Origin of the sequence: Comamonas trifloxystrobinivorans (assembly GCF_043359985.1) — a bacterium.
In the GTDB taxonomy this organism is placed as follows: Bacteria; Pseudomonadota; Gammaproteobacteria; order Burkholderiales; family Burkholderiaceae_C; genus Comamonas; species Comamonas trifloxystrobinivorans.
Genome location: NZ_JBHZGV010000005.1, coordinates 40,890 through 64,929, shown reverse-complemented (window position 1 = coordinate 64,929; position 24,040 = coordinate 40,890). Strand labels below are relative to the sequence as shown.

Sequence of the window (24,040 nt, the reverse complement as noted above, 5' to 3'; positions counted from 1 at the left end):
TACCATGACTACTGCAGTTTCTCCCCGCTCCTTCTCGGTGAAGGATTTCTTCAAGAGCTTCATGCTCTGGGAATTGATGAAGGGCATGGCCCTGACCGGTCGCTACGCGTTCGCCCGCAAGATCACGGTCCAGTTCCCCGAAGAGAAGACACCGTTGTCGCCACGCTTCCGTGGTCTGCACGCACTGCGCCGCTATGAAAACGGCGAAGAGCGTTGCATTGCCTGCAAGCTGTGCGAAGCGGTCTGCCCGGCAATGGCCATCACCATCGAGTCCGATGTGCGTGATGACGGCTCGCGCCGCACCACCCGCTACGACATCGATCTGACCAAATGCATTTTCTGCGGCTTCTGTGAAGAGAGCTGCCCCGTTGACTCGATCGTGGAAACCCAGATTCTGGAATACCACGGCGAAAAGCGCGGCGACCTGTACTTCACCAAGGAAATGTTGCTGGCCGTGGGTGACCGTTACGAACCTGAAATTGCTGCAGCCAAGGCTGCGGACGCAAAGTACCGTTAAGGCGGCACTTGGAGACTGATTGAAAAGAGCCCCACATGGACGTCACAACTGGTTTTTTCTATCTGTTCTCGGTAGTGCTGCTGTACGCGGCATTCCGGGTCGTTACTGCCCCCAATCCGGTGCACGCTGTGCTGCACCTGATGCTGGCATTTTCACAAGCAGCCGGTATCTGGCTGCTGCTCAAGGCTGAGTTCCTGGCCATCGTCCTGGTGATGGTGTACCTGGGCGCAGTGATGGTGCTGTTCCTGTTCGTGGTGATGATGCTCGACATCCGCCTCGACCAGCTGCGCAAGAGCTTCTGGAAGAACTTCCCGCTGGCCGCGGTCATCTTCGCCATCGTCGCCTTTGAGATGGGCATAGTGCTGATTGGCGGTTTCAGCTCGGTCGATGCACCGAAGGCGATTCCGGCCGTGGTCGACGCTGCAGGCAAGGTTGTGCCTTACAGCAACGTCAAGGCGCTGGGCACGCTGCTCTACACCGAGTACCTCTATCCGGTGCAGATTGCTGCCACCATCTTGCTGGTAGCCATGATTGCCGCCATTGCCCTGACGCTGCGTCACCGCAAGGATTCCAAGGCCATCGATGCATCGCTGCAAGTGCGCGTACGTGCTTCGGACCGCCTGAAAGTTTTGAAGGTTGAGACTGTGAAGCCCGCCGCCCCTGTGGTGCAAGAGGCTCCCGCAGCCGAGGAGAAGAAGGCATGACACTGACACTTGGTCACTTTTTGACGCTGGGCGCCATGCTGTTTGCGCTGTCGGTGGTGGGCATCTTCCTCAATCGCAAGAATCTGATTGTGCTGCTGATGGCCATCGAGCTGATGCTGCTCGCGGTGAACATGAACTTTGTCGCTTTCTCCCACTACCTGGGCGATATGCACGGACAGATCTTCGTGTTCTTTATTTTGACGGTTGCCGCTGCGGAGTCGGCTATTGGCTTGGCTATCTTGGTGCTGTTGTTCCGCAATAAGACCACCATTGATGCGGAAGATCTCAACTCCTTGCGGGGTTGAGGCACCAATACTTGCAAGGTTCAGAAGAATGAGTCAAACCCTTAATGCTTCCACCCTGTTGGCGGTGCCCCTGGCTCCGCTGGTAGGCTCTTTGCTGGCAGGCATATTCGGTACTGCGCTTGGTGGTAACCGTATTGGCCGCGTAGGCAGCCGCACCCTGACGATTGCCGGCGTGCTGATTGCCTTCATCATCTCTGCGATGACTTTCCAGAGCGTGGTGTTCGATGGTGCCACCTTCAACCAGACGCTCTATACCTGGATGACGGTGGGCACGCTGAAGATGGAGATCGGTTTCATGATCGACTCCATCACCGCGATGATGATGTGCGTGGTGACCTTCGTGTCGCTGATGGTGCACATCTACACCATCGGCTACATGGAAGAAGATGACGGCTATGACCGCTTCTTCTCGTACATCTCGCTGTTCACCTTCTCGATGCTGATGCTGGTGATGAGCAACAACCTGCTGCAGCTGTTCTTCGGCTGGGAAGCAGTGGGTCTGGTGTCTTATCTGCTGATCGGTTTCTACTTCAAGAAGGAAAGCGCGATCTTCGCCAACATGAAGGCCTTTGTGGTCAACCGTGTCGGTGACTTCGGCTTCATCCTGGGTATCGGCCTGATCGCTGCCTACACCGGCACGCTCAACTACACCGAAATCTTTGCCAAAACGCAAGAGCTGTCGGGCCTGAGCCTGCCAGGTACCACCTGGTCGCTGGTCACCGTGATCTGCATCTGCCTGTTCATCGGTGCCATGGGTAAATCGGCCCAGTTCCCGCTGCACGCCTGGCTGCCCGATTCGATGGAAGGCCCCACGCCTATCTCGGCACTGATCCACGCGGCCACCATGGTGACCGCCGGTATCTTTATGGTCTCGCGCATGTCGCCGCTGTATGAGCTGTCGGACACGGCCCTCAACTTCATCCTGGTGATCGGTGCCATCACGGCGCTGTTCATGGGTATCCTGGGCATCATCCAGAACGACATCAAGCGCGTGATTGCTTATTCCACGCTGTCGCAGCTGGGTTACATGACCATCGCCCTGGGCGTCTCCGCCTACTCGGTGTCGGTGTTCCACCTGATGACGCACGCCTTCTTCAAGGCACTGCTGTTCTTGGGCGCTGGCTCGGTCATCATGGGCATGCACCACAACCAGGATATCCGCTGGATGGGCGGCGTACGCAAGTACATGCCCATCACCTGGATCACCTTCCTGCTGGGCAACCTGGCGCTGATCGGTACGCCGTTCTTCTCGGGCTTCTACTCGAAGGACGCCATCATCGAGGCCGTGCACGCTTCTAACCTGCCTGCAGCCGGTTTTGCCACCTTTGCGGTGCTGGCTGGCGTGTTCATCACTGCGTTCTACTCGTTCCGTCTGTACTTCCTGGTCTTCCACGGCAAGGAACGCTACGACCAGAACCCGGATGCGCACCACGATGACCACCATGCCCATGACGACCACCACGGCCATGGCCACGATGCCAAGCCGCACGAGTCGCCTCTGGTCGTGACCGGCCCGCTGATGCTGCTGGCCATTCCTTCGGTGATCATCGGCTACATCGCGCTGATGCCCATGCTGTTCGGTGACTTCTTCAAGGGCGTGATCCACGTCGATGGCACCAAGCACGGCGCAATGGCCGAGCTGGCCGAAAAGATCCACGGCCCGGTGGCCATGGCTCTGCACGGCTTCACGGCTGCGCCTTTCTGGCTGGCTCTGGCTGGTGTGGTGGTGTCGTATGTGTTCTACATGCTCGCGCCGCAAATCCCCGCCAAGATCAAGTCGGTGTCGCAGAAGATCGGTCTGTACCAGGTGCTGGAAGGCAAGTACGGTGTGGACTGGGTCTACGAAAACATCTTCGCTCGCGGCTCGCGCGTGCTGGGTACCGTGTTTTGGAAGGCGGGCGACCAAGGCCTGATCGACGGCCTGATCGTCAACGGCTCCTGGAAGGTGGTCGGTCGCATCGCTGCGCTGGTGCGTTGGCTGCAAACCGGTTATGTGTATCACTATGCACTGGTCATGATTCTGGGCATCTTCCTGGCCATGACGTACTTTGTGCTGCTCAACAAGTAAGGAAGAAGAAAAATGGGATTGTTGAGTCTTGCAATTTGGACCCCCATCGTCTTCGGTGTGGTGGTGCTGGCTTTCGGCAAGCCGGAGCAGGCCAAGCTGGTGCGTTGGATCGCGCTGATTGGCGCCGTGATCGGTTTGCTGGTAACGCTGCCTTTGTACACGGGCTTCCAGCTCGGTACCTCGGCCATGCAGTTCGTCGAAAAGGCGTCCTGGATTCCCCGTTTTGGCATCAACTACTACCTCGGTGTTGATGGCATCTCGTTCTGGTTCGTGCCACTGACGGCCTTCATCACGGTGATCGTGGTGCTGGCCTCGTGGGAGTCGATCACCGAGCGCGTCAACCAGTACATGGGCGCTTTCCTGATCCTCTCCGGTCTGATGATCGGCGTGTTCTCGGCCCTGGACGGCCTGCTGTTCTACGTGTTCTTCGAAGCCACGCTGATCCCGATGTACCTGATCATCGGTATCTGGGGCGGCCCGAACCGTATCTACGCGGCCTTCAAGTTCTTCCTGTACACGCTGATGGGCTCGCTGCTGACGCTGATCGCCATCCTGTACCTGTTCAGCAAGGCGGGCAGCTTCGACATCCTGGCCTGGCACCAGCTGCGCCTGTCGATGACCGAGCAGACGCTGATCTTCTTTGCCTTCTTCGCCGCTTTTGCTGTGAAGGTGCCGATGTTCCCGTTCCACACCTGGTTGCCCGACGTGCACGTGGAAGCACCTACCGGTGGTTCCGCCGTGCTGGCCGCCATCATGCTGAAGCTCGGTGCCTACGGTTTCCTGCGTTTCTCGATGCCTATCGCACCTGATGCCGCTCACAAGTGGGCCTGGCTGATCATCGCGCTGTCGCTGGTGGCCGTGATTTATGTGGGTCTGGTGGCCATTGTGCAAAAGGACATGAAGAAGCTGGTGGCGTACTCGTCGGTGGCGCACATGGGCTTTGTGACGCTGGGCTTCTTCATCTTCAACGACATCGGTGTGATGGGCGGCCTGGTGCAGATGATTGCCCACGGCTTCGTCTCGGGCGCCATGTTCCTGTGTATCGGTGTGCTGTACGACCGTGTGCACTCGCGTGAAATCGCTGCCTACGGTGGCGTGGTCAACACCATGCCCAAGTTCGCCGCCTTCGCGCTGCTGTTTGCCATGGCCAACTGCGGCTTGCCAGGCACCGCCGGTTTCATCGGCGAGTGGATGGTGATCTTGGGTGCCACCAAGTTCAACTTCTGGATTGGCGTGCTGGCCGCAACGGCGCTGATCCTGGGTGCCGCTTACACCCTGTGGATGTACAAGCGGGTGTACTTTGGCCCCGTGACCAATGACCATGTGCGTGAGCTCAAGGACATCGGTTGCCGCGAATTCCTTATCTTGGCCGTGTTGGCAGCAGCAGTGCTGTACATGGGTATCTATCCTGCGCCGTTCACGGATGTGATGGGTGCGTCGGTTGCTGACCTGCTCAAGCATGTCGCCACGTCCAAGCTGTGATGCCCGGACAGAATTGAGAGACTTGAGATGATTGATAACATCAGCTGGCTGGCTATCTATCCTGAAATCGTGCTGTTGGTGATGGGCTGCGTCATCACCTTGGTGGACCTGGGCGTCAAGAGCGCAGGCCGCACCGTCACCTATGTGCTGTCGCTGCTCACCCTGGTGGTGGTGGCGCTGTTCACCGGCATGTATGCCAGCAATGGCAACACCTTCTACGCCTTTGGCAACATGGTGGTCTCTGACTCCATGGGCAACTGGCTCAAGTGCTTTGGCGCCATCGCCATGGCTGTGACCCTGGTCTACGGCCGCGGCTATGCCCGTGACCGCGGCATGCTGCGTGGCGGCGAGTACTTCTCGCTGTCGCTGCTGGCTCTGCTTGGCATGTTCGTGATGATCGCCGGCAACAACTTCCTGATCATCTATCTGGGTCTGGAACTGCTGACGCTGTCGAGCTACGCCCTGGTGGCCCTGCGCCGCGACAACACTGCAGCAGTGGAAGCTGGCATGAAGTACTTCGTGCTGGGTGCCATGGCTTCGGGTTTCCTGCTGTACGGCCTGTCGATGATCTACGGCGCCACCGGTTCGCTGGATATTGGTGAAGTCTTCAAGGCTGTCAATTCCGGCCTGCTGCGTCACCAAGTGCTGGTGTTCGGCCTGGTGTTCGTGGTGGCTGGTCTGGCCTTCAAGCTGGGTGTGGTGCCTTTCCACATGTGGGTGCCCGACGTCTACCAAGGCGCTCCTACGGCTATCACCGCCATCGTCGGTGGCGCACCCAAGCTGGCTGCATTCGCCATCGTGATCCGCCTGCTGGTCGACGGCCTGCTGCCGCTGGCCATCGATTGGCAACAGATGCTGGCGGTGCTGGCCATCATGTCGCTGCTGATTGGTAACCTGGCTGCTATCGCGCAAACCAACGTCAAGCGCATGTTGGCATACTCGACCATCTCGCAAATGGGCTTTGTGCTGCTGGGCCTGATGTCGGGTGTGGTGAATGGCAACATGGAAGCGGCCACGGCTGGCAACGCCTACAGCGCCGCCATGTTCTATGTGGTCAGCTATGTGCTCACCGCCCTGGCTACTTTCGGTGTGGTGCTGCTGCTGGCTCGCGAAGGCTTCGAGAGCGAAGAGATCGCCGACTTTGCCGGCCTGAACCAACGCAGCCCGCTGTACGCTGGCGTGATGGCGGTCTGCCTGTTCTCCATGGCTGGTATTCCTCCGCTGGTCGGCTTCTACGCCAAGTTTGCCGTGCTGCAAGCTGTGGTGGCCGCTGGTAGCGCGCTGTACATTGCTCTGGCCGTGTTTGCCGTGATCATGTCGCTGATCGGCGCCTTCTACTACCTGCGTCTGGTCAAGGTCATGTACTTCGACAAGCCCATCACCGCTACCAAGGTGTCGGCTCCGTTCGACGTGCGCGTGGTGCTGGTCATCAACGGTGCCCTGGTGCTGTTGCTGGGCCTGTTCCCCGCTGGCCTGATGAAGCTGTGCACGGACGCCATCCTGCGCGCACTGGCCAGCTGATTCGGGCAGAACCTGCCCGTTTGTTGAGAGAGTAAGAAGCCCGCATGTCAATCACTGCATCCATCTGGTTGGTGATCGTGGCGGGCTTTGTTGCGGCCAATTTGCCGTTTTTCAACCAGCGCGTGCTGGCTCTGGGGCCGCGCTTGGCCCAAGGCCCCAAGCCCTTGTGGGTGCGTTTGCTGGAGTTGGTGCTGCTGTACCTGGTGGTCGGCGTGCTGGCCAGCCTGCTCGAAGGCCGCGCCGGCCAACGCAGCGCCCAGGGTTGGGAGTTTTACGCCATTACCGGCACTTTGTTCCTGACCTTTGCTTTTCCCGGCTTTGTCTACCAGTACCTGGTGCGCCGCTCCAAAAGCCTGGGTTGAGCCATGAAGGTGTTCAATCTGCGCTGTCCGGCCGACCATGTGTTTGAAGGCTGGTTCGCCTCTGAGGCGGAGTTTCAACAGCAACAGCAGCAAGGCTGGCTCACTTGCCCGCTGTGCGGCTCGACCGATGTGGTCAAAGGCCTGAGCGCGCCGCGTCTGGCCCGCAAATCCAATACTTCCCCAGCACCCCAGCCGGCCGCCACAACGGCTGGCGCAGCATCCGGCAGCAGCCCGGCGTCCAGCGCCGAAGCCGTGCCTGCCGCTGAGTTGCAGCAACTGCAGCAGGCCTGGTTGCAGATTTCTCGCCACATCGTGGCGAATACCGAAGACGTGGGCACCACCTTTGCCCAGGTGGCACGCCAAATGCACGAGGGCGAGGTAGAAGAGCGCCCCATCCGTGGCACGGCCACCCCGCAAGAGCGCCAGGAATTGGCAGAGGACGGTATTGAGGTGATGGCCTTGCCATTGCCCGACGCCGCCAAGCACAGCTTGCAGTAAAGCTGGCGAGCAGGGGGTGGGCAGGCTGCTCTGCTTCTTTGCTTGTGTGGCCCTTGCCGCCACACGCTTCTGCACCCCACACGTAATACAAGCCACAAGGCTGCTTCAAAAGGGCGGCGCACTGCCGTTTTGCGCTTGTTTGCGGATGATGGCTATTGTGGCCAGAATGCTGACAGATTCTGGTGATGGCAAACGGATCAAATGTCACCCAGATGACTATAAAAATGCTAGCAGCTAGCGCCCACGGGTAAACGCCTACGCATGCGCACTTACAGGCTTTCCCCAGTACTATCGCGTTGCATTATTCCCTAGCATAGGCGTCATCGAAGCGGCGTGCCCTTTGCATAAGGATGCGCCGATCTTTTTTCAAGCGAAGTGGTGCAGTGCCAATGAGTGATGTCATTCTTCAAACCCGAGAGCTCACCAAGGAGTTCCGTGGATTCACAGCGGTCAGCAATGTCAATCTGTCCGTGCAGCGCGGGTCGATCCATGCCTTGATCGGCCCCAACGGTGCCGGCAAGACGACCTGCTTCAACCTGTTGACCAAGTTCTTGACGCCAACCAAGGGCGTGATCCATTTCAACGGCATCGATATCACTAAGGAAGAGCCGGCCCAGATCGCCCGCCGTGGTGTGATCCGCTCGTTCCAGATATCGGCGGTGTTCCCTCACCTGACGCTGATGGAAAACGTGCGCATTGCGTTGCAGCGCCAGCTCGGTACCTCGTTCCACTTTTGGAGCAGCGAGAGGACGCTCAACCAGCTCAACGGCCGCGCCGTGGAGTTGCTGGAAGAAGTGGGCCTGGCCCACCTGGCGCACGAGGTGACGCTGAACCTGCCTTATGGCCAAAAGCGGGCGCTCGAGATTGCCACTACTTTGGCCATGGAGCCGGAGCTGATGCTGCTCGACGAGCCCACCCAGGGCATGGGCCACGAAGACGTGGACCGCGTCACCCAGCTGATCAAGAAGGTCTCGGTCGGTCGCACCATCTTGATGGTGGAGCACAACATGAAGGTGATCTCCACCATCGCCGACCGCATTACCGTGCTGCAGCGCGGCGCCATTCTGGCGGAGGGCGATTACCAGACGGTGTCGCAGAACCCGCAGGTGATGGAAGCATACATGGGTACCACCGACGGCCAGCTGCAGGGAGCGCACTGAGATGAATGACAAGAATTTGACGCCAGCGCTGGAGATCACCGATCTGCAGGCCTGGTACGGGGAATCGCATGTGCTGCATGGCGTGAACATGCGCGTGATGCCGGGCGAAGTGGTCACGCTGCTGGGCCGTAACGGCGCTGGCCGTACGTCCACCATGCGGGCCGTGATGGGCCTGACCGGCTCGCGCAAGGGCTCGATCAAGGTTGATGGCGTGGAAACCATCAACATGCCCACGCACAAGATTGCGCACCTGGGCATTGGTTACTGCCCGGAAGAGCGGGGCATTTTCGCGAGCCTGTCCTGCGAAGAAAACCTGATGCTGCCACCCGACCTGAAAACCGGCTCGGCCGGCATGTCGGTGGCCGAGATTTACGAGATGTTCCCCAACCTGGCCGAGCGCAAGCAGAGCCAGGGCACGCGCCTGTCCGGCGGTGAGCAGCAGATGCTGGCAGTGGCTCGCATTCTGCGTACCGGCGCCAAGCTGCTGCTGCTCGATGAGATTTCCGAAGGTCTGGCGCCCGTCATCGTGCAGGCGCTGGCCCGCATGATCGTGAGCCTGCGGGCCAAGGGCTACACCATCGTCATGGTGGAGCAGAACTTCCGTTTTGCCGCGCCGCTGGCCGACCGTTTGTATGTGATGGAACACGGCCAGATCGTCGAGCAGTTTGGTGCCGACGAGCTGGAAGCCAAGATGCCTTTGCTCAACACCTTGTTGGGCGTTTGATTGTTTTTTGCAACGGGCTGGCCAGCAGAGGACGATGTCCCGGCCAGCCGTTCGTACCCGGGTTTTTACAGGAGACAGAGATGAAAGCAAAGTTCAAAGCCATTGCGCAAGTGACTTTTATGATGGCCTTGACTGCTGCTGCCGCGCAAGCGCAGGAAAAAGTCAAAATCGGTTTCATCACCGATATGTCGAGCTTGTACGCTGACGTAGAAGGCAAGAACGGCGCCGTCGCCATCCAGATGGCGATCGACGATTTCGGTGGCAAGGTGCTGGGCCAGCCCATCGAGCTGGTGTCCGCCGACCACCAGAACAAGGCCGACATCGCCGCTTCCAAGGCACGCGAGTGGATCGATACCGCCGGTGTGACCATGCTGTTTGGCGGCACCAACTCGGGCACAGCCCTGGCATCGGCCAAGGTAGCGCAAGAGAAAAAACGCGTTTACTTCAACAGCGGTGCGGGTGCCTCGGCGCTGACCAACGACCAATGCAGCCCCTATACCGTGCACTACGCCTACGACACCGTGGCTCTGGCCAAGGGCACGGGCGGCGCGGTGGTAGACCGTGGTGGCAAGAGCTGGTTCTTTCTGACGGCGGATTACGCCTTCGGCCATTCGCTGGAGAACGACACCACGGCCGTCATCAAATCCAAGGGCGGCCAGGTGCTGGGCTCGGTCAAGCACCCGCTGAACGCATCGGACTTCTCGTCCTTCCTGCTGCAGGCACAAAACTCCAAGGCACAGATTCTGGGCCTGGCCAATGCTGGTGGTGACACCATCAACGCCATCAAGGCGGCACGCGAGTTCGGTATCAACAAGAGCATGAAGACCGCCGGTCTGCTGGTGTTCCTGTCCGACATCCACTCCATGGGCTTGAAGAACACCGAAGGCCTGCTGCACACCACCAGCTGGTACTGGGACATGAACGACGAAAGCCGCAAGTTCGCCGAGAAGTTCTTCGCCAAGACCAAGCGCATGCCGACCGACATCCACGCCGCTGACTACTCGGCCACCATGAACTACCTGAAGGCCGTGGCCGCTGTCAAAACCACCGACGCGGACAAGGTGATGGCGCACCTCAAGAGCACGCCTATCAACGATTTCTACGGCAAGGGCATGATCCGTCCCGATGGCCGCTTTGCCCACGACATGTACCTGGTCGAAGCCAAGTCGCCGGCCGAGTCGAAAAAGCCCTGGGACTACCTGAAGGTGCTGGCCACGCTGCCCGCCGACCAGGTCTGGACCACCAAGGCCGAATCCAAGTGCGCACTCTGGAAGTAAGCGGACCCTAGGCGCGTGTTCATCCACTGATTCGTGAGCCCCTCATGGAAATTTTCGGTATTTCAGTCCCGGCCCTGATGAGCCAGCTGCTGCTGGGCCTCGTCAACGGCTCGTTCTATGCCATCCTCAGTCTGGGGTTGGCAGTCATCTTCGGCCTGCTCAACGTGATCAACTTCGCGCATGGAGCTTTGTTCATGCTGGGGGCCATGTTCACCTGGATGGCCGCGTCCTACTTCAAGATCAACTATTGGGTGATGTTGCTGCTGGCGCCGCTGCTGGTGGGCGTGGTGGGCGTCCTCATCGAGCGGTTCCTGCTGCGCCACATCTACAAGCTCGATCACCTCTACGGCCTGCTGCTCACGCTGGGTCTGTCGCTGCTGATCGAAGGTGTGTTCCGCTCCATCTACGGCGTCTCGGGCCTGGGTTACGACACGCCCGAGCTGCTCGAAGGGGCCACCAACGTCGGTGTGATGATGCTGCCCAACTACCGCATGTGGGTGGTGGTGGCTTCACTGGTGGTGTGTATCGCCACCTGGTTCGTGATCGAGAAAACCCGCCTCGGCGCCTATCTGCGTGCAGGTACCGAGAACCCGCGCCTGGTGGAAGCCTTTGGCGTGAACGTGCCCTTGATGATCACGCTCACCTATGCCTTTGGTGTGGGCTTGGCCGCCTTTGCCGGCGTGCTGGCTGCGCCGGTCTACCAGGTCACGCCGCTGATGGGGCAGAACCTGATCATCACCGTGTTTGCGGTGGTGGTGATCGGCGGCATGGGCTCGATCATGGGCGCCATCGTCACCGGCCTGGGTCTGGGCGTGATCGAAGGTTTGACCAAGGTTTTCTACCCGGAAGCCTCGTCAACCGTCGTGTTCGTGATCATGGTGATCGTGTTGCTGGTGCGTCCAGCGGGCCTGTTTGGCAAAGCGAAGTGAGGGCTAGGGGATGAATTCCAAGAAGTTTGCCAAACTCGGATACGGATTGCTGCTGCTCGGCATGATCGCCGCGCCGCTGCTGGGCGCCTACCCGGTGTTTGTGATGAAGCTGATGTGCTTCGCGCTGTTTGCGTGTGCCTTCAACCTGCTGCTGGGCTATACCGGCCTGCTGTCCTTCGGCCACGCGGCCTTCTTTGGTGGTGCGGCCTATATCACCGGCCACACCATCAAGGCCTGGGGCCTGACGCCAGAGCTGGGCATCTTGTTCGGCGTGGCCTTTGGCGCCGTGCTGGGCCTGGTGTTTGGCTGGCTGGCCATTCGCCGCCAGGGTATCTATTTCTCGATGATCACGCTGGCGCTGGCGCAGATGCTGTTCTTCGCCTGCCTGCAAATGCCTTTCACCGGTGGTGAAGACGGCCTGCAAGCGGTGCCGCGCGGCAAGCTGTTCGGCGTGCTCAGCCTCGAAAGCGATATCACCATGTACTACGTGGCCCTGGTCATCGTCGTGCTGGCTTTCCTGCTGATCATGCGCACCGTGCACTCGCCCTTCGGCCAGGTACTCAAGGCCTTGAAAGAGAACGAGCCCCGCGCCATTTCGCTGGGTTACGACGTGAACCGCTTCAAGCTGCTGGCCTTCGTCATCTCGGCGGCGCTGGCAGGCCTGGCCGGCTCGCTCAAGACCGTGGTGCTGGGCTTTGCCACGCTCACCGATGTGCACTGGACGGCGTCGGGCCAGGTCATTCTGATGACGCTGGTGGGCGGCCTGGGCCTGCTCTCCGGCCCGATTGTCGGCTCGGCCGTCATCGTGGCACTGGAGAACAAGATCGGCGACATTGGCTCCGCGCTCTCTCGTTGGACGGGCGTTGAATGGTTCAACACCCTGGGCGAATCGGTGACCATCGTGACCGGCCTGATCTTTGTGATCTGCGTGCTGCTGTTCCGCCGCGGCATCATGGGTGAGCTGATCGCTTTCATCGACCGCAAGAAGAAATAAGCGCCACTCAGCGCCACAGACAACAAGGCCCGCAGATTGCGGGCCTTGTGCTTTGTGGGCTGCGCAAAAGCATGAGCGGCTTTGCGTCGGAGTTGGTGTCTATTCGCTTTTTGGGGCGTTCTCGCTGAGCGATGGCACTTGTATGAAAAAGGCCCGCAGATGCGGGCCTTGGCTGTGAGGGTAGAGCGCTTATTTCCAGAGCTTGCAGGTGGTTTCGGCCTTGGTCGTCCAGACCTCGTCCGGGTTCAATGTTTTGAGCACCTTGAAGTAATCCCAGGCACCCTTGGACTCGCCAGGCGCCTTCACCTGCATCAGGTACATGTCGTGCGCATAGCGGCCATCGGGGCGGATCGAGCCCTTGGCGTAGAAGTCAGACAGCGGCTCGGCCTTGAGCGCCGCCATCACCTTGTCGGAGTCGGTCGATTTGATCTTCTCGACGGTCTTCAGATACGTCATCATCGCCGAGTAATCGGCCGCCTGCAGCGAGGTCGGCATCTTCTTGAACTTCTCCATGAAGCGGTTCGAGAACTTGCGGCTTTCCGGGTTCAGATCCCAGTGCCAGCTGTCAGTGAACATCAGGCCCTCGGTCTGCTTGAGGCCCAGGCTGTGGATGTCTGAGCTGAACAGCAGCATGCCGGCCAGCTTCATGGTCTTGGTCACGCCAAATTCGCGCGCGGCCTTGATGGTGTTGATGGTGTCGCCGCCCGCATTGGCCATGGCCAGAATCTGTGCCTTGGAGTTTTGCGCCTGCAGCAGGAAAGACGAAAAGTCCGAGGCATTGATCGGGTGCCGCACCGAGCCCACCACGCGCCCGCCCGCCGCCTTCACTACCTTGGTGGTGTCCGCTTCCAGCGCGTGGCCAAAGGCGTAATCGGCCGTCAGAAAGAACCAGTCCTTGTCGCCCAGGCCCACCACCGCGCCGCCTGTGCCCTTGGCCAGCGCCACAGTGTCGTAGGCGTAGTGCACGGTGTAGGGGCTGCACTGGTCGTTGGTCAGCGCCGAAGTGCCCGAGCCGTTGACGATGATGAGGCGCTTTTTCTCCTCGGCCACCTTGGCCATCGCCAGGCCCGTGCTGGAGGTGGTGCCGCCCACCAGCATTTGCATGTCGCGCTGGTCAAACCATTCGCGCGCCTTGGAAGCGGCCACATCCGCCTTGTTCTGGTGGTCGGCCGTCATCAGCTCAATCGGCCGGCCCAGCACCTTGCCGCCAAAATCGTCGATAGCCATCTGCAGCGCCAGTGCGCCGCCCTTGCCATCCACGTCGGCGTAAACGCTCGACATATCGGTGATAAAGCCGATGCGGACCGCATCTTGCGCCTGGGCCGAGCCGCCCAGCAATGCCAGAGCGCAGGCCAGCGATGCGGCCGCTACCGTAGGCCGAGGCACGGCAAAGCGAGGTGTTGAGGTGAGTGTGCGCATGTTGTCTCCGTTTTTCATTCCATCTGAAGATGACAGCGAACCATGCAGGCGCGCCGTCGGGCCCCCGATATTTGCAGGCGCGGCCGTCAATTTCACTTGGGGGAATCACCAGCCGTGGCAGCTACCAACCCTGTCGAAAACACGGCTTGACAGCGCAGCGAGAAAGGGGGATTGGCCAAGCCGCTCCAGTACGGCTATACTGCCGCCAGCTCCGGGGTGTGCGAAAGCGCTGAGATGCGGGCTGCGGTTGACCAACTGCTGCCTGCGAACCCGACGAACTTGATCCGGTTCATACCGGCGGAAGAAGAGCGGGACCCTGACGCAGGGCTGGTAAAAGGCAGGTGCAGTGGCTTAAAGCAAGCCCGCCATCCGCCCACACCAGCACAGCACACCCCAGGCGCCTCGCGCACTGGGGTTTTGTCTTTTTTGGGCAGGGCCAACACCAGGGCGCAGCGGCCAGGGCCGGAATCGGCAGATTCTGGCGGGAGCGGCCCACACTGGCCTACCAGTGGCAGGCAGCAACCGGTAGCAGCGGCGTAAGCTGGCCATCAGCCACAGCACCGCAGTCAGCAGCAGGGCCGGCACTCCACGGAGCGTTTGATGCAACCAACCGCTTATGGAGACCGCGATGAACGCCCCTGAATCCCTCTTTACGCCCGCTGCAGCGCATGCCCCGGATGCTGCCCGTTTTGCCGAGCTGCTGGCCCAGTCGCGCCAGCCTTTTCCGGCGTCGAGCAAAAGCTATCTGCACGGCGCTATCCACCCCGAACTGCGTGTGCCGGTGCGCGATATTGCGCTGACCAATGGCGAGCAGGTCAGCGTGTACGACACCTCGGGGCCTTACACCGACCCGGCGGTCGCCATCGACGTTCGCCAAGGCCTGCCCAGCGTGCGCGCTGCCTGGATTGAGGCGCGCGGTGACAGCGAGTTTTACGTGGGCCGCCAGCGTGTGGCGCTGGACGACGGCGGCAAGCGCGGCGAAGAAGACGCCCGCGTGGCACAACTGCGCGCCGAGGCTGCAGCCCTGCAGCGCCAGCCGCGCCGCGCCAAAGCCGGCCAGAACGTGACCCAAATGCATTACGCCAAGCGCGGCATCATCACGCCCGAGATGGAGTACGTGGCGCTGCGCGAAAACGGCCGCCGCGAATGGATGGCGCAGTACCAGCAAGACGCAGCGCGTGAGGCGCGCCTGGCTGGCAACAGCCTGGGCGCTGCCATCCCCAAAATCATCACGCCCGAGTTTGTGCGCGGCGAAGTGGCCCGTGGCCGAGCCATCATCCCCGCCAACATCAACCACCCCGAGATCGAGCCGATGGCGATTGGCCGCAATTTCAAGGTCAAGATCAACGCCAACATCGGCAACTCGGCCGTCACCTCCAGCATCGAAGAAGAGGTGGAAAAACTGGTCTGGGCCATCCGCTGGGGTGCAGACAATGTGATGGATCTCTCGACCGGCAAGAACATCCACACCACGCGCGACTGGATCGTGCGCAACTCGCCGGTGCCGATTGGCACCGTGCCCATCTACCAGGCGCTGGAGAAAGTGGGCGGCATTGCGGAAGACCTGACCTGGGAAATCTTCCGCGACACACTCATCGAGCAAGCCGAGCAGGGCGTGGATTACTTCACCATTCACGCCGGCGTGCGCTTGGCCTACATTCACCTCACCGCGCAACGCCGCACTGGCATTGTCTCGCGCGGCGGCTCCATCATGGCCAAGTGGTGCATGGCGCACCACCGCGAAAGCTTTTTGTACGAGCATTTCGAAGACATCTGCGACATCATGAAAGCTTACGACGTGAGCTTCTCGCTGGGCGATGGCCTGCGCCCCGGTTGTGCATCGGATGCCAATGATGAAGCCCAGTTTGCCGAGCTCAAGACCCTGGGCGAGCTGACACAAATCGCCTGGAAGCACGATGTGCAAACCATGATCGAAGGCCCTGGCCACGTGCCCATGCACATGATCCAGGCGAACATGACGGAGCAGCTCAAGCACTGCCACGAAGCGCCGTTCTACACCCTGGGCCCGCTGACCATAGACATCGCGCCCGGCTACGACCATATCGCCTCGGCCATTGGTGCCGCCATGATTGGCTGGTTCGGCACCGCCATGCTTTGCTATGTGACGCCCAAGGAGCACCTGGGCCTGCCAGACCGTGACGATGTGAAGCAAGGCATCATCGCGTACAAGATTGCAGCGCATGCGGCCGATGTGGCCAAGGGCCACCCCGGCGCGCGCTCGCGTGACGATGCGCTCAGCCAGGCGCGTTTTGATTTCCGTTGGCAAGACCAGTTCAACCTGGGCCTCGATCCGGACACGGCCCGCGCTTTCCACGACGAAACCCTGCCCAAGGACAGCGCCAAGGTGGCGCACTTTTGCAGCATGTGCGGCCCCAAGTTCTGCTCGATGAAGATCACGCAAGAGGTGCGCGACTTTGCGCAACAACAAGGCGTGGCGGCAGAGCAGGGCATTGCCGTGGGCATGCAAGCCAAGGCGGCTGAGTTCAACCAGGCCGGCGGGGATTTCTACATACCGATCGCGCCGATTGCCAGCGACACCACGGCGCGCTGAATCGGGTTGAAGTAGCCCACAATACTGCTGGCGCTGGGTGACAAAGCGCCAGCAGTCATCAAGCGCGGTCAGGCGTTATTTGCCGTGTGGCGTAGTGAACCAAATGGCCGCGATGCAAATGGCCACGAACACCAGCGCAACCAACCAGCGCGTGCCATTGCCTGGTGTGTCGTTGAACTCAAAGTGCAGAATGGCGCTGATGGTGTCGCCTGCAAAATCGGCCGCCATTTGCTGAAATATGAAGCCCAGCACACCAAAGAGACCAATGCTGCTGAGCAGCCAGTGGCGCAGCACTGGGTCCATGCTCGGGCCATCGTAGTTCAGCGAATGGGCCATGCCGTACAACCACCAGCCAGCCGTGCCAATGGCTGCGCCAAAGAGAGCGCTGATGAAAGCGTAGACGAGTCGATCCCACAACTGCATTCAATCCTCCATTTCGCGCAAAGCCTGCTGGTACACGGCCAGATCGGTGGCTGAGAAACAGCAGAAAATCACTTGCTTTATGCCGGGAGCGTCGGGCTGGCAGGTGTGCACGCTTGCCACCGCAATACGCGCGGCCAGCGCAATCGGGTAGCCGTAAATGCCGGTGCTGATGCTGGGAAAAGCGATGGATTGCACACCTGCGCTTTCGGCCAGCGCCAGGCTGTGCCGGTAACAAGAAGCGAGCAGTTGGGCCTCGTCGTTCTCACCGCCACGCCATACCGGGCCCACTGTGTGGATGATGTGCTTGGCTGGCAAACGGTAGCCGTGCGTCAGCTTGGCATCGCCGGTTTTGCAGCCGCCTAGCAGGCGACATTCGTGCACCAGATACGGCCCCGCAGCGCGGTGGATGGCACCATCGACACCGCCGCCGCCCAGCAGCGATGAGTTGGCTGCATTGACGATGGCGTCGACGCGCAGGGTGGTGATATCGGCTTGGATGGCAGTCAGTTGCATAGCTTGCCATCGTAGGGCCTGGGAGGGCTTGCGCGCAACTGGCCGGCCTTGCCGCCCACGCGTCAGCCCCGCATGTTGCGCTGCACTACACTAGCGGCCGCTTGTCTTTATTGGAGGAACTGAAGGCCATGAACGTCACCCAAGCCATGTTGGAGCGCCGCTCGGTGCGCGCTTATCTGCCCCAGGCGCCAACGCCCGAGGCTGTGCACCAGCTCATCAGCGATGCGGCCCAGGCAGCCTCTGGCGGCAATCTGCAGCCCTGGCGCGTAGTGGCCTTGGCCGGCCCGGCCTTGAAGCAACTGGTGGATGCCATTGCCGCAGCCCAACCCGACGAAGAGCTGGCCAGCAACCTCTCGTACCCGCCCAATCTGTGGGAGCCGTACCGCAGCCGCCGCTTCAAGAACGGCGAAGACCTGTACAAGACCATCAATATCCCGCGCGAAAACAAGACGGCTCGCCTGGAGCAACTGGCCAAAAACGGGCAGTTCTTTGGCGCGCCCGTCGGCATCTTGGTGTTTGCCGACGAGCGCATGGGCTACGCGCAGTGGGTGGACCTGGGCATTTACCTGCAATCGCTGATGCTGCTGGCCACTGAGCGCGGCATGGCCACCTGCGCCCAAGGTTTCTGGCGCCGCTATGGCAACACGGTCGAGAAGGTGTTGCAAGCGCCCGAGCCTTACCAAGTGGCGTTTGGCGTGTCGCTGGGTTATGAAGACAAAAATGCACCCATCAACAGCCTGCGCGCTGACCGCGCACCGTTTGCCGAATGGGCGCAAATGCGTGGGTTTGATTAAAGTCTGAGCGCTGCCTGAGCCAACTGCACTGCGCGGCTGGTTCACTCAACACAAAGCCGCAAGGTCTGCACCTTGCGGCTTTGTTCATTGGAGCCCTGGCGCGGTTCGACGCTGGGCGCCGGCGCTTATTTCCAGAGCGGGCAGTTGGCTTCGTCCTTGCTGGCAAACAAGGTGTCGCCGGGCAGGGCTTTGATCAGTTTGAAGGCATCGTGCTTGGCCTTGGATTCTTCCGGCGTCTTTACCTGCAGCAGATACATGTCGTGCACGTAGCGGCCGTTCGGCTGGATTTTGCCCTTGCCGAACATGTCGTTCAGCTCCATCGATTTGAGCGTAGCCATCACCTTGTCGGCGTCCAGCGTCTGGGCTTTTTCTACCGCCTTGAAGTAGCTCATGGCCGACGAGTAATCCGACGCGTGCAGCGAGGTCGGCATCTTGCCCGTTTTGGCGTAGTAGCGGTCGGTCCACTTGCGGGCTTCGGGCGTGCGGTCCCAGAACCAGCTGTCGGTGAACATCAGGCCACCGGCCAGCTTCAGGCCCAGGCTTTCCACCTCGTTGGCAAACACCATCAGTGCCACTGGCCGCATTTTGGGTGTCACGCCAAATTCACGCGCCGCTTTGAGCGAATTTTGAAAATCGCCGCCGGCATTGGCCAGGCCCAGAATTTCGGCTTTGCTGGCTTGCACCTGCATCAGGTACGAGGAGAAATCGTTGGCGTGGAAGGGTGCGCGTACCGACTTGAGCACCTGGCCACCGTTGGCGGTGATGACCTTGGTGATGTCGTTCTCCAGCGTGTGGCCAAAGGTGTAGTCGGCCACCAGCAAAGCCCAGCTTTTGCCGCCTTGCTCGGCCACGGCCTTGCCGGTGCCGCGGGCGATAGCCGTGGTGTCCGAGTTGTAGTGCACCCAGTAGGGCGAGCAGCTGGCGCCGGTGATGCCCGACGAGTAGGCGCCATTGATCAGCAGCACGCGCTTTTTCTCGTTGGCCACTTGGCCCATGGCCAAGGCAGTGGCGGTGTTGGTGCCGGCAATCAGCAGTTGCACGCCTTGGGTATCGACCCATTCGCGCGATTTGGTCGAGGCGATGTCGGCCTTGTTCTGGTGGTCGGCCGAGAGCAGCTCAATGGGCTTGCCCAGCAGCTTGCCGCCAAAATCGTCGATCGCCATCTGGATGGCGGTCACGCCGCCCTTGCCATCGCCGTCGGCGTACTGGCTTGACATGTCGGTCAAAAAGCCCAGCTTGACTTTGTCCTGGGCCTGGCTGGCCTGGGCGGCCAAACCCAGCAAGGCGGCTGCGCACAGCATGGTAGAGAGGCGAGCTGACCGGTTTTTGCAGTAGTTATCCATAGCATTCCTTCTTGCAATACGGTGGCGCCGATGTGGGCGGCCACTGCAGAAATGCTATGGCTGGGCTGTTGGAGCCGGCAAGCGGGTTAACTAGCAGCTATGGATTTTTAACTATTGATATTGTCGTATCGGTGACCTGGCGTCGCCCATCAGGCTTTTGCTGCCGCGCCTGTGCGCCGCGTGGCCCACCACCACACCAGCATGCCGGCTGCTACCACCACGCTCTGGCCTACCGCTAGCAGCAGGCCGCTGTGGAAGAGATGGGGCACGAGCAGGCTGGAGATCAGGCTGAACACCATCATCTGCGTAAAGCCTTGCAGCGATGAGGCGAGGCCGCGCATCTCGGGGAACTGGCCCATGGTCTCGATGGTCAGGATCGGCATGAGCAGCGAAATGCCCAGCGTGTAGATGGCAATCGGCAGCACGGCCCAAGGCACTTCGGGTTGCGCAGCCAGGCTGTTGTAGAGCAGGTTGCTGCTGCAGGCGAGCACCAGGCAGCCGTAGCCGATTTTCTTTTGCGTGCGCATCGGCAAGCGCTTGGCAAACGTGCCCGAGATGGCCGAGCCCACCATGGTGCCGCCGATCAGCGGGATGAACAGCCAGGCGAACGAGGTGACATCTTTGCGCAGCACGGTCACCACAAATTCTGCTGCCGAGCTGATGTAGACCGAGCTGGCGCCGGCCATCAGGCCCAGGCCGAGCAGCATGGTGCGAAAGCGGCGGTTGCTCAGTGCGCGCAGGTAGTTGGCGCTGATGACGCCGAGTTTGAGCGGCACGCGCTTTTCCGGCGCCAGGGTTTCGGGCAGCACGCGCCAGCACAGCAGGGCCAGCAGAGCGCCAAAGGCCGAGAGAAAGTAAAAGCTGGCGCGCCAGCCGCCATGGGTTTGCAGCCAGCCGCCAAAAATCGGCGCCAGCGCCGGGGCCACGCCAAAAATCATCATCACAAAGGCCATCTTGCGCTGGGCTTCGGCGCCCTGGTAGCGGTCTTGCACCATGGCGCGCATGATCACCATGCCCGAGCCGGCGGTGAGGCCCTGCATGAAGCGCATCACGATCAGGCTCTCGATGCTGGGCGCAAAGGCCGCCACCAGCGAGGTGATGCAGTAGCCGATGCCCGAGACCATCATCACGCGGCGGCGGCCAAAGGTGTCGCTGAGCGTGCCGTAGAACAGCATGGTGGCGCCCATGGCAATGACGTAGGCTGACAGCGTTTGCTGCACCGTGGCCGGGCTGGCGTTGAACTCGTGGCCGATGGCCTGGAAAGAGGGCAGGTAGGTGTCGATGCCCAGCGGACCAAGCATGGTGCACAGAGCAAACAACACGGTAAGAACGGCGGGCGACTTCATGGGGCAGAGCAGCGCTTATCAACGCTTTTATCGCAGCCAAGGCACTGCTATTGCGTTGATAGCTGGCGCTGCTGGCTGGGTCAGAAAAAGCATCCATTCAAGCACAAGCCGCCGGCGCGGGTGCGAGGGTTTGCAATTCAACCGTATTACTCGGGGCGAGCGTATGCAAACCCTGCGTAAAGCGCTGAAATGTGCACAGCTGGCGCGGGGCTGAGGCTGGCTCAGTCGGCGCTGTAGTTCCAGGCTTGCAGGCTGGCTTGCGCCAGGCGGTCGAGAAAATCCTGTGCATCGTCGGCTCGCACCACGGTGATGCGGAGGCTGTCGTCGTCGGTGTAGAGCTTGATCAGGGCCAGCCCGCGGGCGGCCAGGTGCTCGGCCATGTGTTCGAGCCCGCTTTCCACACCATCGGCAGGCGTGTCCCAGTGCCAGTCGTCCGTGCCGGGCAGCCAATGCGTTTGGGCAATGCTGTCAGCGTCTTTCCAGTCGTAGCGCGCAAACTGCGTGGCAATGGCCAGCAGGTGCGTCCAGTAGAGGCTCAGCGCGTTCTCGTCGCCTTCCAGCTCCAGCAGATCGGGGTCGAACTCGTCGTCGTCCTCGTCCCAGCCGAAGTCGTCCGGGTCGGGCTCGGCCACGCAGTTGCGCCACTGCGCCACCAGCTCGTCTGCTTCGTCTTCGTCGCCCAGGCACAGCATGCGGGCCAGGTCTTGCATCCAGACTTCGTCCTCGGCCTCGATCAGCTCCTCGCGTGTCATGGTCGTGGTTTCTGGCGCATCGCCGTTGTCCGCAGCCTCTTCAAGGCGCAAGCCTTTGAACATGCCGCGCAAGGCATTGCGGTAATCGTCCCAGCTCTCGCCGGTGCGGGTAAAGCTGAAGTCCTTGAGGGAGAACATGCCCATTTCGGCTTCGGGCCCGTCACCCATGAAGGTGAGCAACTCGTTCTTTTTGACGCTGCGGTTGAGTGGCGGGCACCAGATATCGGGGCTCGCCAGCAACTGGCCCCGGGTGTTGTAAACCCGCGGCTGGCCCTGGTGGGTAAAGGCCAGCAGCTTGCCGCCTACCAACACCTTGGGCGGCGAGCTGCTGAAGCCGCGCTCGATCAGCTCGTACTCGCAGGGAATGATTTCCTGGCCGTCCACATGTACCACGCCTTCGTAAACGTGGCTGCTTTCCTGGCCGTGCTCATCGGTAAAGGGCTTGCGCACATAGGCCACGGCCAGGCCGTGCTTGGCGTCAAAATCGCCCACGCGCTCGTAGCGGCTGCTGTCAAACAAAGGTTGGCCGTGGGCATTGAGCAGCAGGGCCGATTGCTCCTCTTGCGGGCCGGTGGTGGCGCGGATGAAAGCGTCCTGCTCTTCGTTGTAGTAAATGCTCTGCACGCCGGCATACAGCAGCGCCAGCCCGGGCAGGCTGCGCAGGTCTTCGCGGTGCTCCTGATCGGGCGATTTGCAGGCCAGCACATGCGGGGTGATGGCATAGGCGTCGCGCAAGCCCTCAGCGGGCGAGACCACCCAGACGCCGTTCAAATCTTTCAGGCCGGACTTGGCGCCTTCGCCTTCCACCGCCTCGGCATAGCGCACATTGATATAGCCGCCGCTGGCATAGGCCCAGCGCGCGTCTTCCATCGGGCGCTGCAGCCAGCGGCCGTATGGCGTGACCAAGCCTACCGGCCAGTCCGTGCGCTCGTCTTCGTTTTTGGGCGGCTTGCCGGTGCGCGGGTGCAGCTTGGGCACCACGTAGTAGGCGTCCAGCGCCTCTTCCCAGGCGCTGTGGTGGCGCGGCGCATAGTGGTCGGCCAGCCAGGCGGGCCAGTCCTCTTCACTCTCTTGCTCGACCACCTCGGTGCGGGCGATGACAGCCGGGCTCCACCAGCCCAGCTTGCTGGCAGGCTGTTGTTGCAAAGGTTGCAGCGCTGGCGGCAGGCTGCTGGCGCGGCAATCCCATTGCAGGCAGCGGTCGCGCTGCGCCTGCAAAAACGCCGCAAACTCCGGCTCGTCAAAATCATGCGGGCAGAGCGTGGCGCAGTCGAGCAGCAGCCATTGGCGCTGGCTGCGGGTGATGGCGGTGTCGATCTCCTGCCACTGTTTTTTGATCGACTCTGGCCAGTGCATGGGCAGCGGTTGCAGCAGGGCGTTCAGCCATTGCCAGCGGGCTTGCACCTGGGCCATCGGCGCAGCAAGTGCGCTCAGGCTTTCTTTGTCCTGGTAGGCGCTGCAAGGCACCAGCTCGGGCAGATGCTGCGCATCGCCCAACAGCAGGCTGAACAGCAGTGGCGTGCTGCCAAACCACTCGGCCCAGCCATCGCAAGCGCCGCCGGGCTCGGCCGGCCATTCGGTCGTCGGGCCAGGGTGTTCGTCGTGGGCCAGGAGCAGGGCGTAGGTGGGCATGGTGGCAGCGGTCGAATATCCAAGACAAGCGCTGCAATATACCCAAGATCAGGCGGGGCTGCCGCCCACCACGCACGCTGCGGCGATCAGCTTTGGGGCTGGCGAATCGCGTTTTTCGGGCGGAAAGCCTTGCAGACCTCGGGCCGTGTTTCCAGGTAAGGGCCGCCAATGAGATCGATGCAGTAAGGCACAGCGGCAAAAATGCCGGGCACCAGCTGCGTGCCTTCGGCGTCTTTCAGGCCTTCCAGGGTTTCGGCAATCGCCTTGGGCTGGCCGGGCAGGTTGATGATGAGGCTGTGGCCGCGAATCACCGCCACTTGGCGCGACAAGATCGCGGTCGGCACAAACTTCAGGCTGATCTGGCGCATTTGCTCGCCAAAACCGGGCATCTCTTTGTCGGCCACGGCCAAGGTGGCCTCGGGCGTCACATCGCGCAGCGCCGGGCCGGTGCCGCCGGTGGTCAGTACCAGGTGGCAGCCGGCATCGACCAGCTCTACCAGGGTCTGGCTGATCAGCGCCTGCTCGTCGGCGATCAGGCGCGGCTCGTAGCTCACCGGGTTGTGCAGCGCGCGGCCTAGCCAGTCTTGCAAAGCGGGCAGGCCTTTGTCCTCGTACACGCCGCTGCTGGCGCGGTCGCTGATGGAGACAATGCCGATTTTGACGGAATCGTAGGTAATGCTCATGGATGGAGGGCGCTCGGCGGGT

At 61.1% G+C, this 24,040-nt stretch carries 22 protein-coding genes and 1 riboswitch; of the genes, 15 read left to right on the top strand and 7 right to left on the bottom strand.

Translation table 11 applies throughout. The annotated features are described in order from the left end of the window. The first annotated feature begins 4 nt into the window (after positions 1-4). The 13 genes from nuoI (at position 5) to ACFIQF_RS06665 (ending at position 12,541) form a co-directional block, all read left to right on the top strand. Positions 5-517, top strand: coding sequence for an NADH-quinone oxidoreductase subunit NuoI (nuoI, locus tag ACFIQF_RS06725; RefSeq protein ID WP_393941322.1), 513 nt, complete (start codon positions 5-7; stop codon positions 515-517). A gap of 35 nt (positions 518-552) precedes the next feature. Continuing rightward, positions 553-1,221: an NADH-quinone oxidoreductase subunit J gene (locus tag ACFIQF_RS06720; protein ID WP_393941320.1), complete on the top strand. Its 669-nt coding sequence runs from the start codon at positions 553-555 to the stop codon at positions 1,219-1,221. After that, positions 1,218-1,526 carry an NADH-quinone oxidoreductase subunit NuoK gene (gene nuoK, locus ACFIQF_RS06715; RefSeq protein WP_393941318.1) on the top strand — a complete coding sequence of 103 codons (309 nt, stop codon included), beginning with the start codon at positions 1,218-1,220 and terminating at the stop codon, positions 1,524-1,526. Before ACFIQF_RS06720 ends, nuoK begins: the two co-directional genes overlap by 4 nt. A 28-nt stretch (positions 1,527-1,554) precedes the next feature. After that, positions 1,555-3,594, top strand: a complete 2,040-nt coding sequence (gene nuoL, locus ACFIQF_RS06710; protein ID WP_393941316.1) for an NADH-quinone oxidoreductase subunit L — start codon at positions 1,555-1,557, stop codon at positions 3,592-3,594. A 12-nt stretch (positions 3,595-3,606) separates the two neighbouring features. Next, positions 3,607-5,076, top strand: coding sequence for an NADH-quinone oxidoreductase subunit M (locus ACFIQF_RS06705; protein WP_393941314.1), 1,470 nt, complete (start codon positions 3,607-3,609; stop codon positions 5,074-5,076). 27 nt (positions 5,077-5,103) lie between these two features. Continuing rightward, positions 5,104-6,597 (top strand): NADH-quinone oxidoreductase subunit NuoN, encoded by a 1,494-nt coding sequence (gene nuoN / locus ACFIQF_RS06700; RefSeq protein WP_393941312.1) that lies wholly within the window; start codon positions 5,104-5,106, stop codon positions 6,595-6,597. A 44-nt stretch (positions 6,598-6,641) separates the two neighbouring features. Continuing rightward, positions 6,642-6,959 carry a DUF2818 family protein gene (locus tag ACFIQF_RS06695; RefSeq protein WP_393941311.1) on the top strand — a complete coding sequence of 106 codons (318 nt, stop codon included), beginning with the start codon at positions 6,642-6,644 and terminating at the stop codon, positions 6,957-6,959. 3 nt (positions 6,960-6,962) lie between these two features. Then, the gene (locus ACFIQF_RS06690) at positions 6,963-7,457 is read left to right on the top strand and encodes a DUF1178 family protein (protein ID WP_393941309.1); all 495 of its coding nucleotides are present in this window, start codon (positions 6,963-6,965) and stop codon (positions 7,455-7,457) included. Positions 7,458-7,846: 389 nt separating this feature from the next. Then, the gene (locus ACFIQF_RS06685) at positions 7,847-8,617 is read left to right on the top strand and encodes an ABC transporter ATP-binding protein (RefSeq protein WP_393941307.1); all 771 of its coding nucleotides are present in this window, start codon (positions 7,847-7,849) and stop codon (positions 8,615-8,617) included. A gap of 1 nt (position 8,618) precedes the next feature. After that, entirely contained in the window at positions 8,619-9,341 is a 723-nt protein-coding gene (locus ACFIQF_RS06680) for an ABC transporter ATP-binding protein (protein WP_393941306.1), read from the top strand. A gap of 80 nt (positions 9,342-9,421) precedes the next feature. After that, positions 9,422-10,618 (top strand): ABC transporter substrate-binding protein, encoded by a 1,197-nt coding sequence (locus ACFIQF_RS06675; protein WP_393941303.1) that lies wholly within the window; start codon positions 9,422-9,424, stop codon positions 10,616-10,618. 44 nt (positions 10,619-10,662) lie between these two features. Continuing rightward, positions 10,663-11,547, top strand: coding sequence for a branched-chain amino acid ABC transporter permease (locus tag ACFIQF_RS06670; protein WP_393941301.1), 885 nt, complete (start codon positions 10,663-10,665; stop codon positions 11,545-11,547). A gap of 10 nt (positions 11,548-11,557) precedes the next feature. Beyond that, entirely contained in the window at positions 11,558-12,541 is a 984-nt protein-coding gene (locus tag ACFIQF_RS06665) for a branched-chain amino acid ABC transporter permease (RefSeq protein ID WP_393941300.1), read from the top strand. 189 nt (positions 12,542-12,730) lie between these two features. Here the strand turns inward: ACFIQF_RS06665 and ACFIQF_RS06660 are convergent, their stop codons facing one another. Continuing rightward, entirely contained in the window at positions 12,731-13,960 is a 1,230-nt protein-coding gene (locus ACFIQF_RS06660) for an ABC transporter substrate-binding protein (protein WP_393941298.1), read from the bottom strand. 202 nt (positions 13,961-14,162) lie between these two features. Then, positions 14,163-14,283, top strand: a riboswitch (TPP riboswitch). 305 nt (positions 14,284-14,588) lie between these two features. Here ACFIQF_RS06660 and thiC point away from each other — a divergent pair. Continuing rightward, a complete protein-coding gene (gene thiC / locus ACFIQF_RS06655; protein ID WP_393941297.1) occupies positions 14,589-16,532 on the top strand; it encodes a phosphomethylpyrimidine synthase ThiC in 1,944 nt (647 codons plus the stop codon). Positions 16,533-16,607: 75 nt separating this feature from the next. Here thiC and ACFIQF_RS06650 read toward each other — a convergent pair whose 3' ends face one another. Both ACFIQF_RS06650 and ACFIQF_RS06645 read right to left on the bottom strand, forming a co-directional pair. Next, positions 16,608-16,955, bottom strand: coding sequence for a hypothetical protein (locus ACFIQF_RS06650; protein ID WP_393941295.1), 348 nt, complete (start codon positions 16,953-16,955; stop codon positions 16,608-16,610). Continuing rightward, a complete protein-coding gene (locus tag ACFIQF_RS06645) occupies positions 16,956-17,468 on the bottom strand; it encodes an O-acetyl-ADP-ribose deacetylase (RefSeq protein ID WP_393941294.1) in 513 nt (170 codons plus the stop codon). A gap of 128 nt (positions 17,469-17,596) precedes the next feature. Between ACFIQF_RS06645 and ACFIQF_RS06640 the strand changes: the two genes are divergently transcribed. Continuing rightward, entirely contained in the window at positions 17,597-18,262 is a 666-nt protein-coding gene (locus ACFIQF_RS06640) for a nitroreductase (RefSeq protein ID WP_393941293.1), read from the top strand. A gap of 125 nt (positions 18,263-18,387) precedes the next feature. On the opposite strand, the gene ACFIQF_RS06635 is transcribed toward ACFIQF_RS06640, so the two are convergent. From ACFIQF_RS06635 to mog, 4 genes are all read right to left on the bottom strand, one after another. Next, positions 18,388-19,605, bottom strand: coding sequence for an ABC transporter substrate-binding protein (locus ACFIQF_RS06635; RefSeq protein ID WP_393941291.1), 1,218 nt, complete (start codon positions 19,603-19,605; stop codon positions 18,388-18,390). Between the two features lie 149 nt (positions 19,606-19,754). After that, positions 19,755-20,951: a multidrug effflux MFS transporter gene (locus ACFIQF_RS06630; protein WP_393941289.1), complete on the bottom strand. Its 1,197-nt coding sequence runs from the start codon at positions 20,949-20,951 to the stop codon at positions 19,755-19,757. A 221-nt stretch (positions 20,952-21,172) separates the two neighbouring features. Continuing rightward, positions 21,173-23,335: a DUF6630 family protein gene (locus tag ACFIQF_RS06625; RefSeq protein ID WP_393941287.1), complete on the bottom strand. Its 2,163-nt coding sequence runs from the start codon at positions 23,333-23,335 to the stop codon at positions 21,173-21,175. An 86-nt stretch (positions 23,336-23,421) separates the two neighbouring features. Next, positions 23,422-24,018, bottom strand: coding sequence for a molybdopterin adenylyltransferase (gene mog, locus ACFIQF_RS06620; protein WP_393941285.1), 597 nt, complete (start codon positions 24,016-24,018; stop codon positions 23,422-23,424). Positions 24,019-24,040 lie beyond the last annotated feature (22 nt).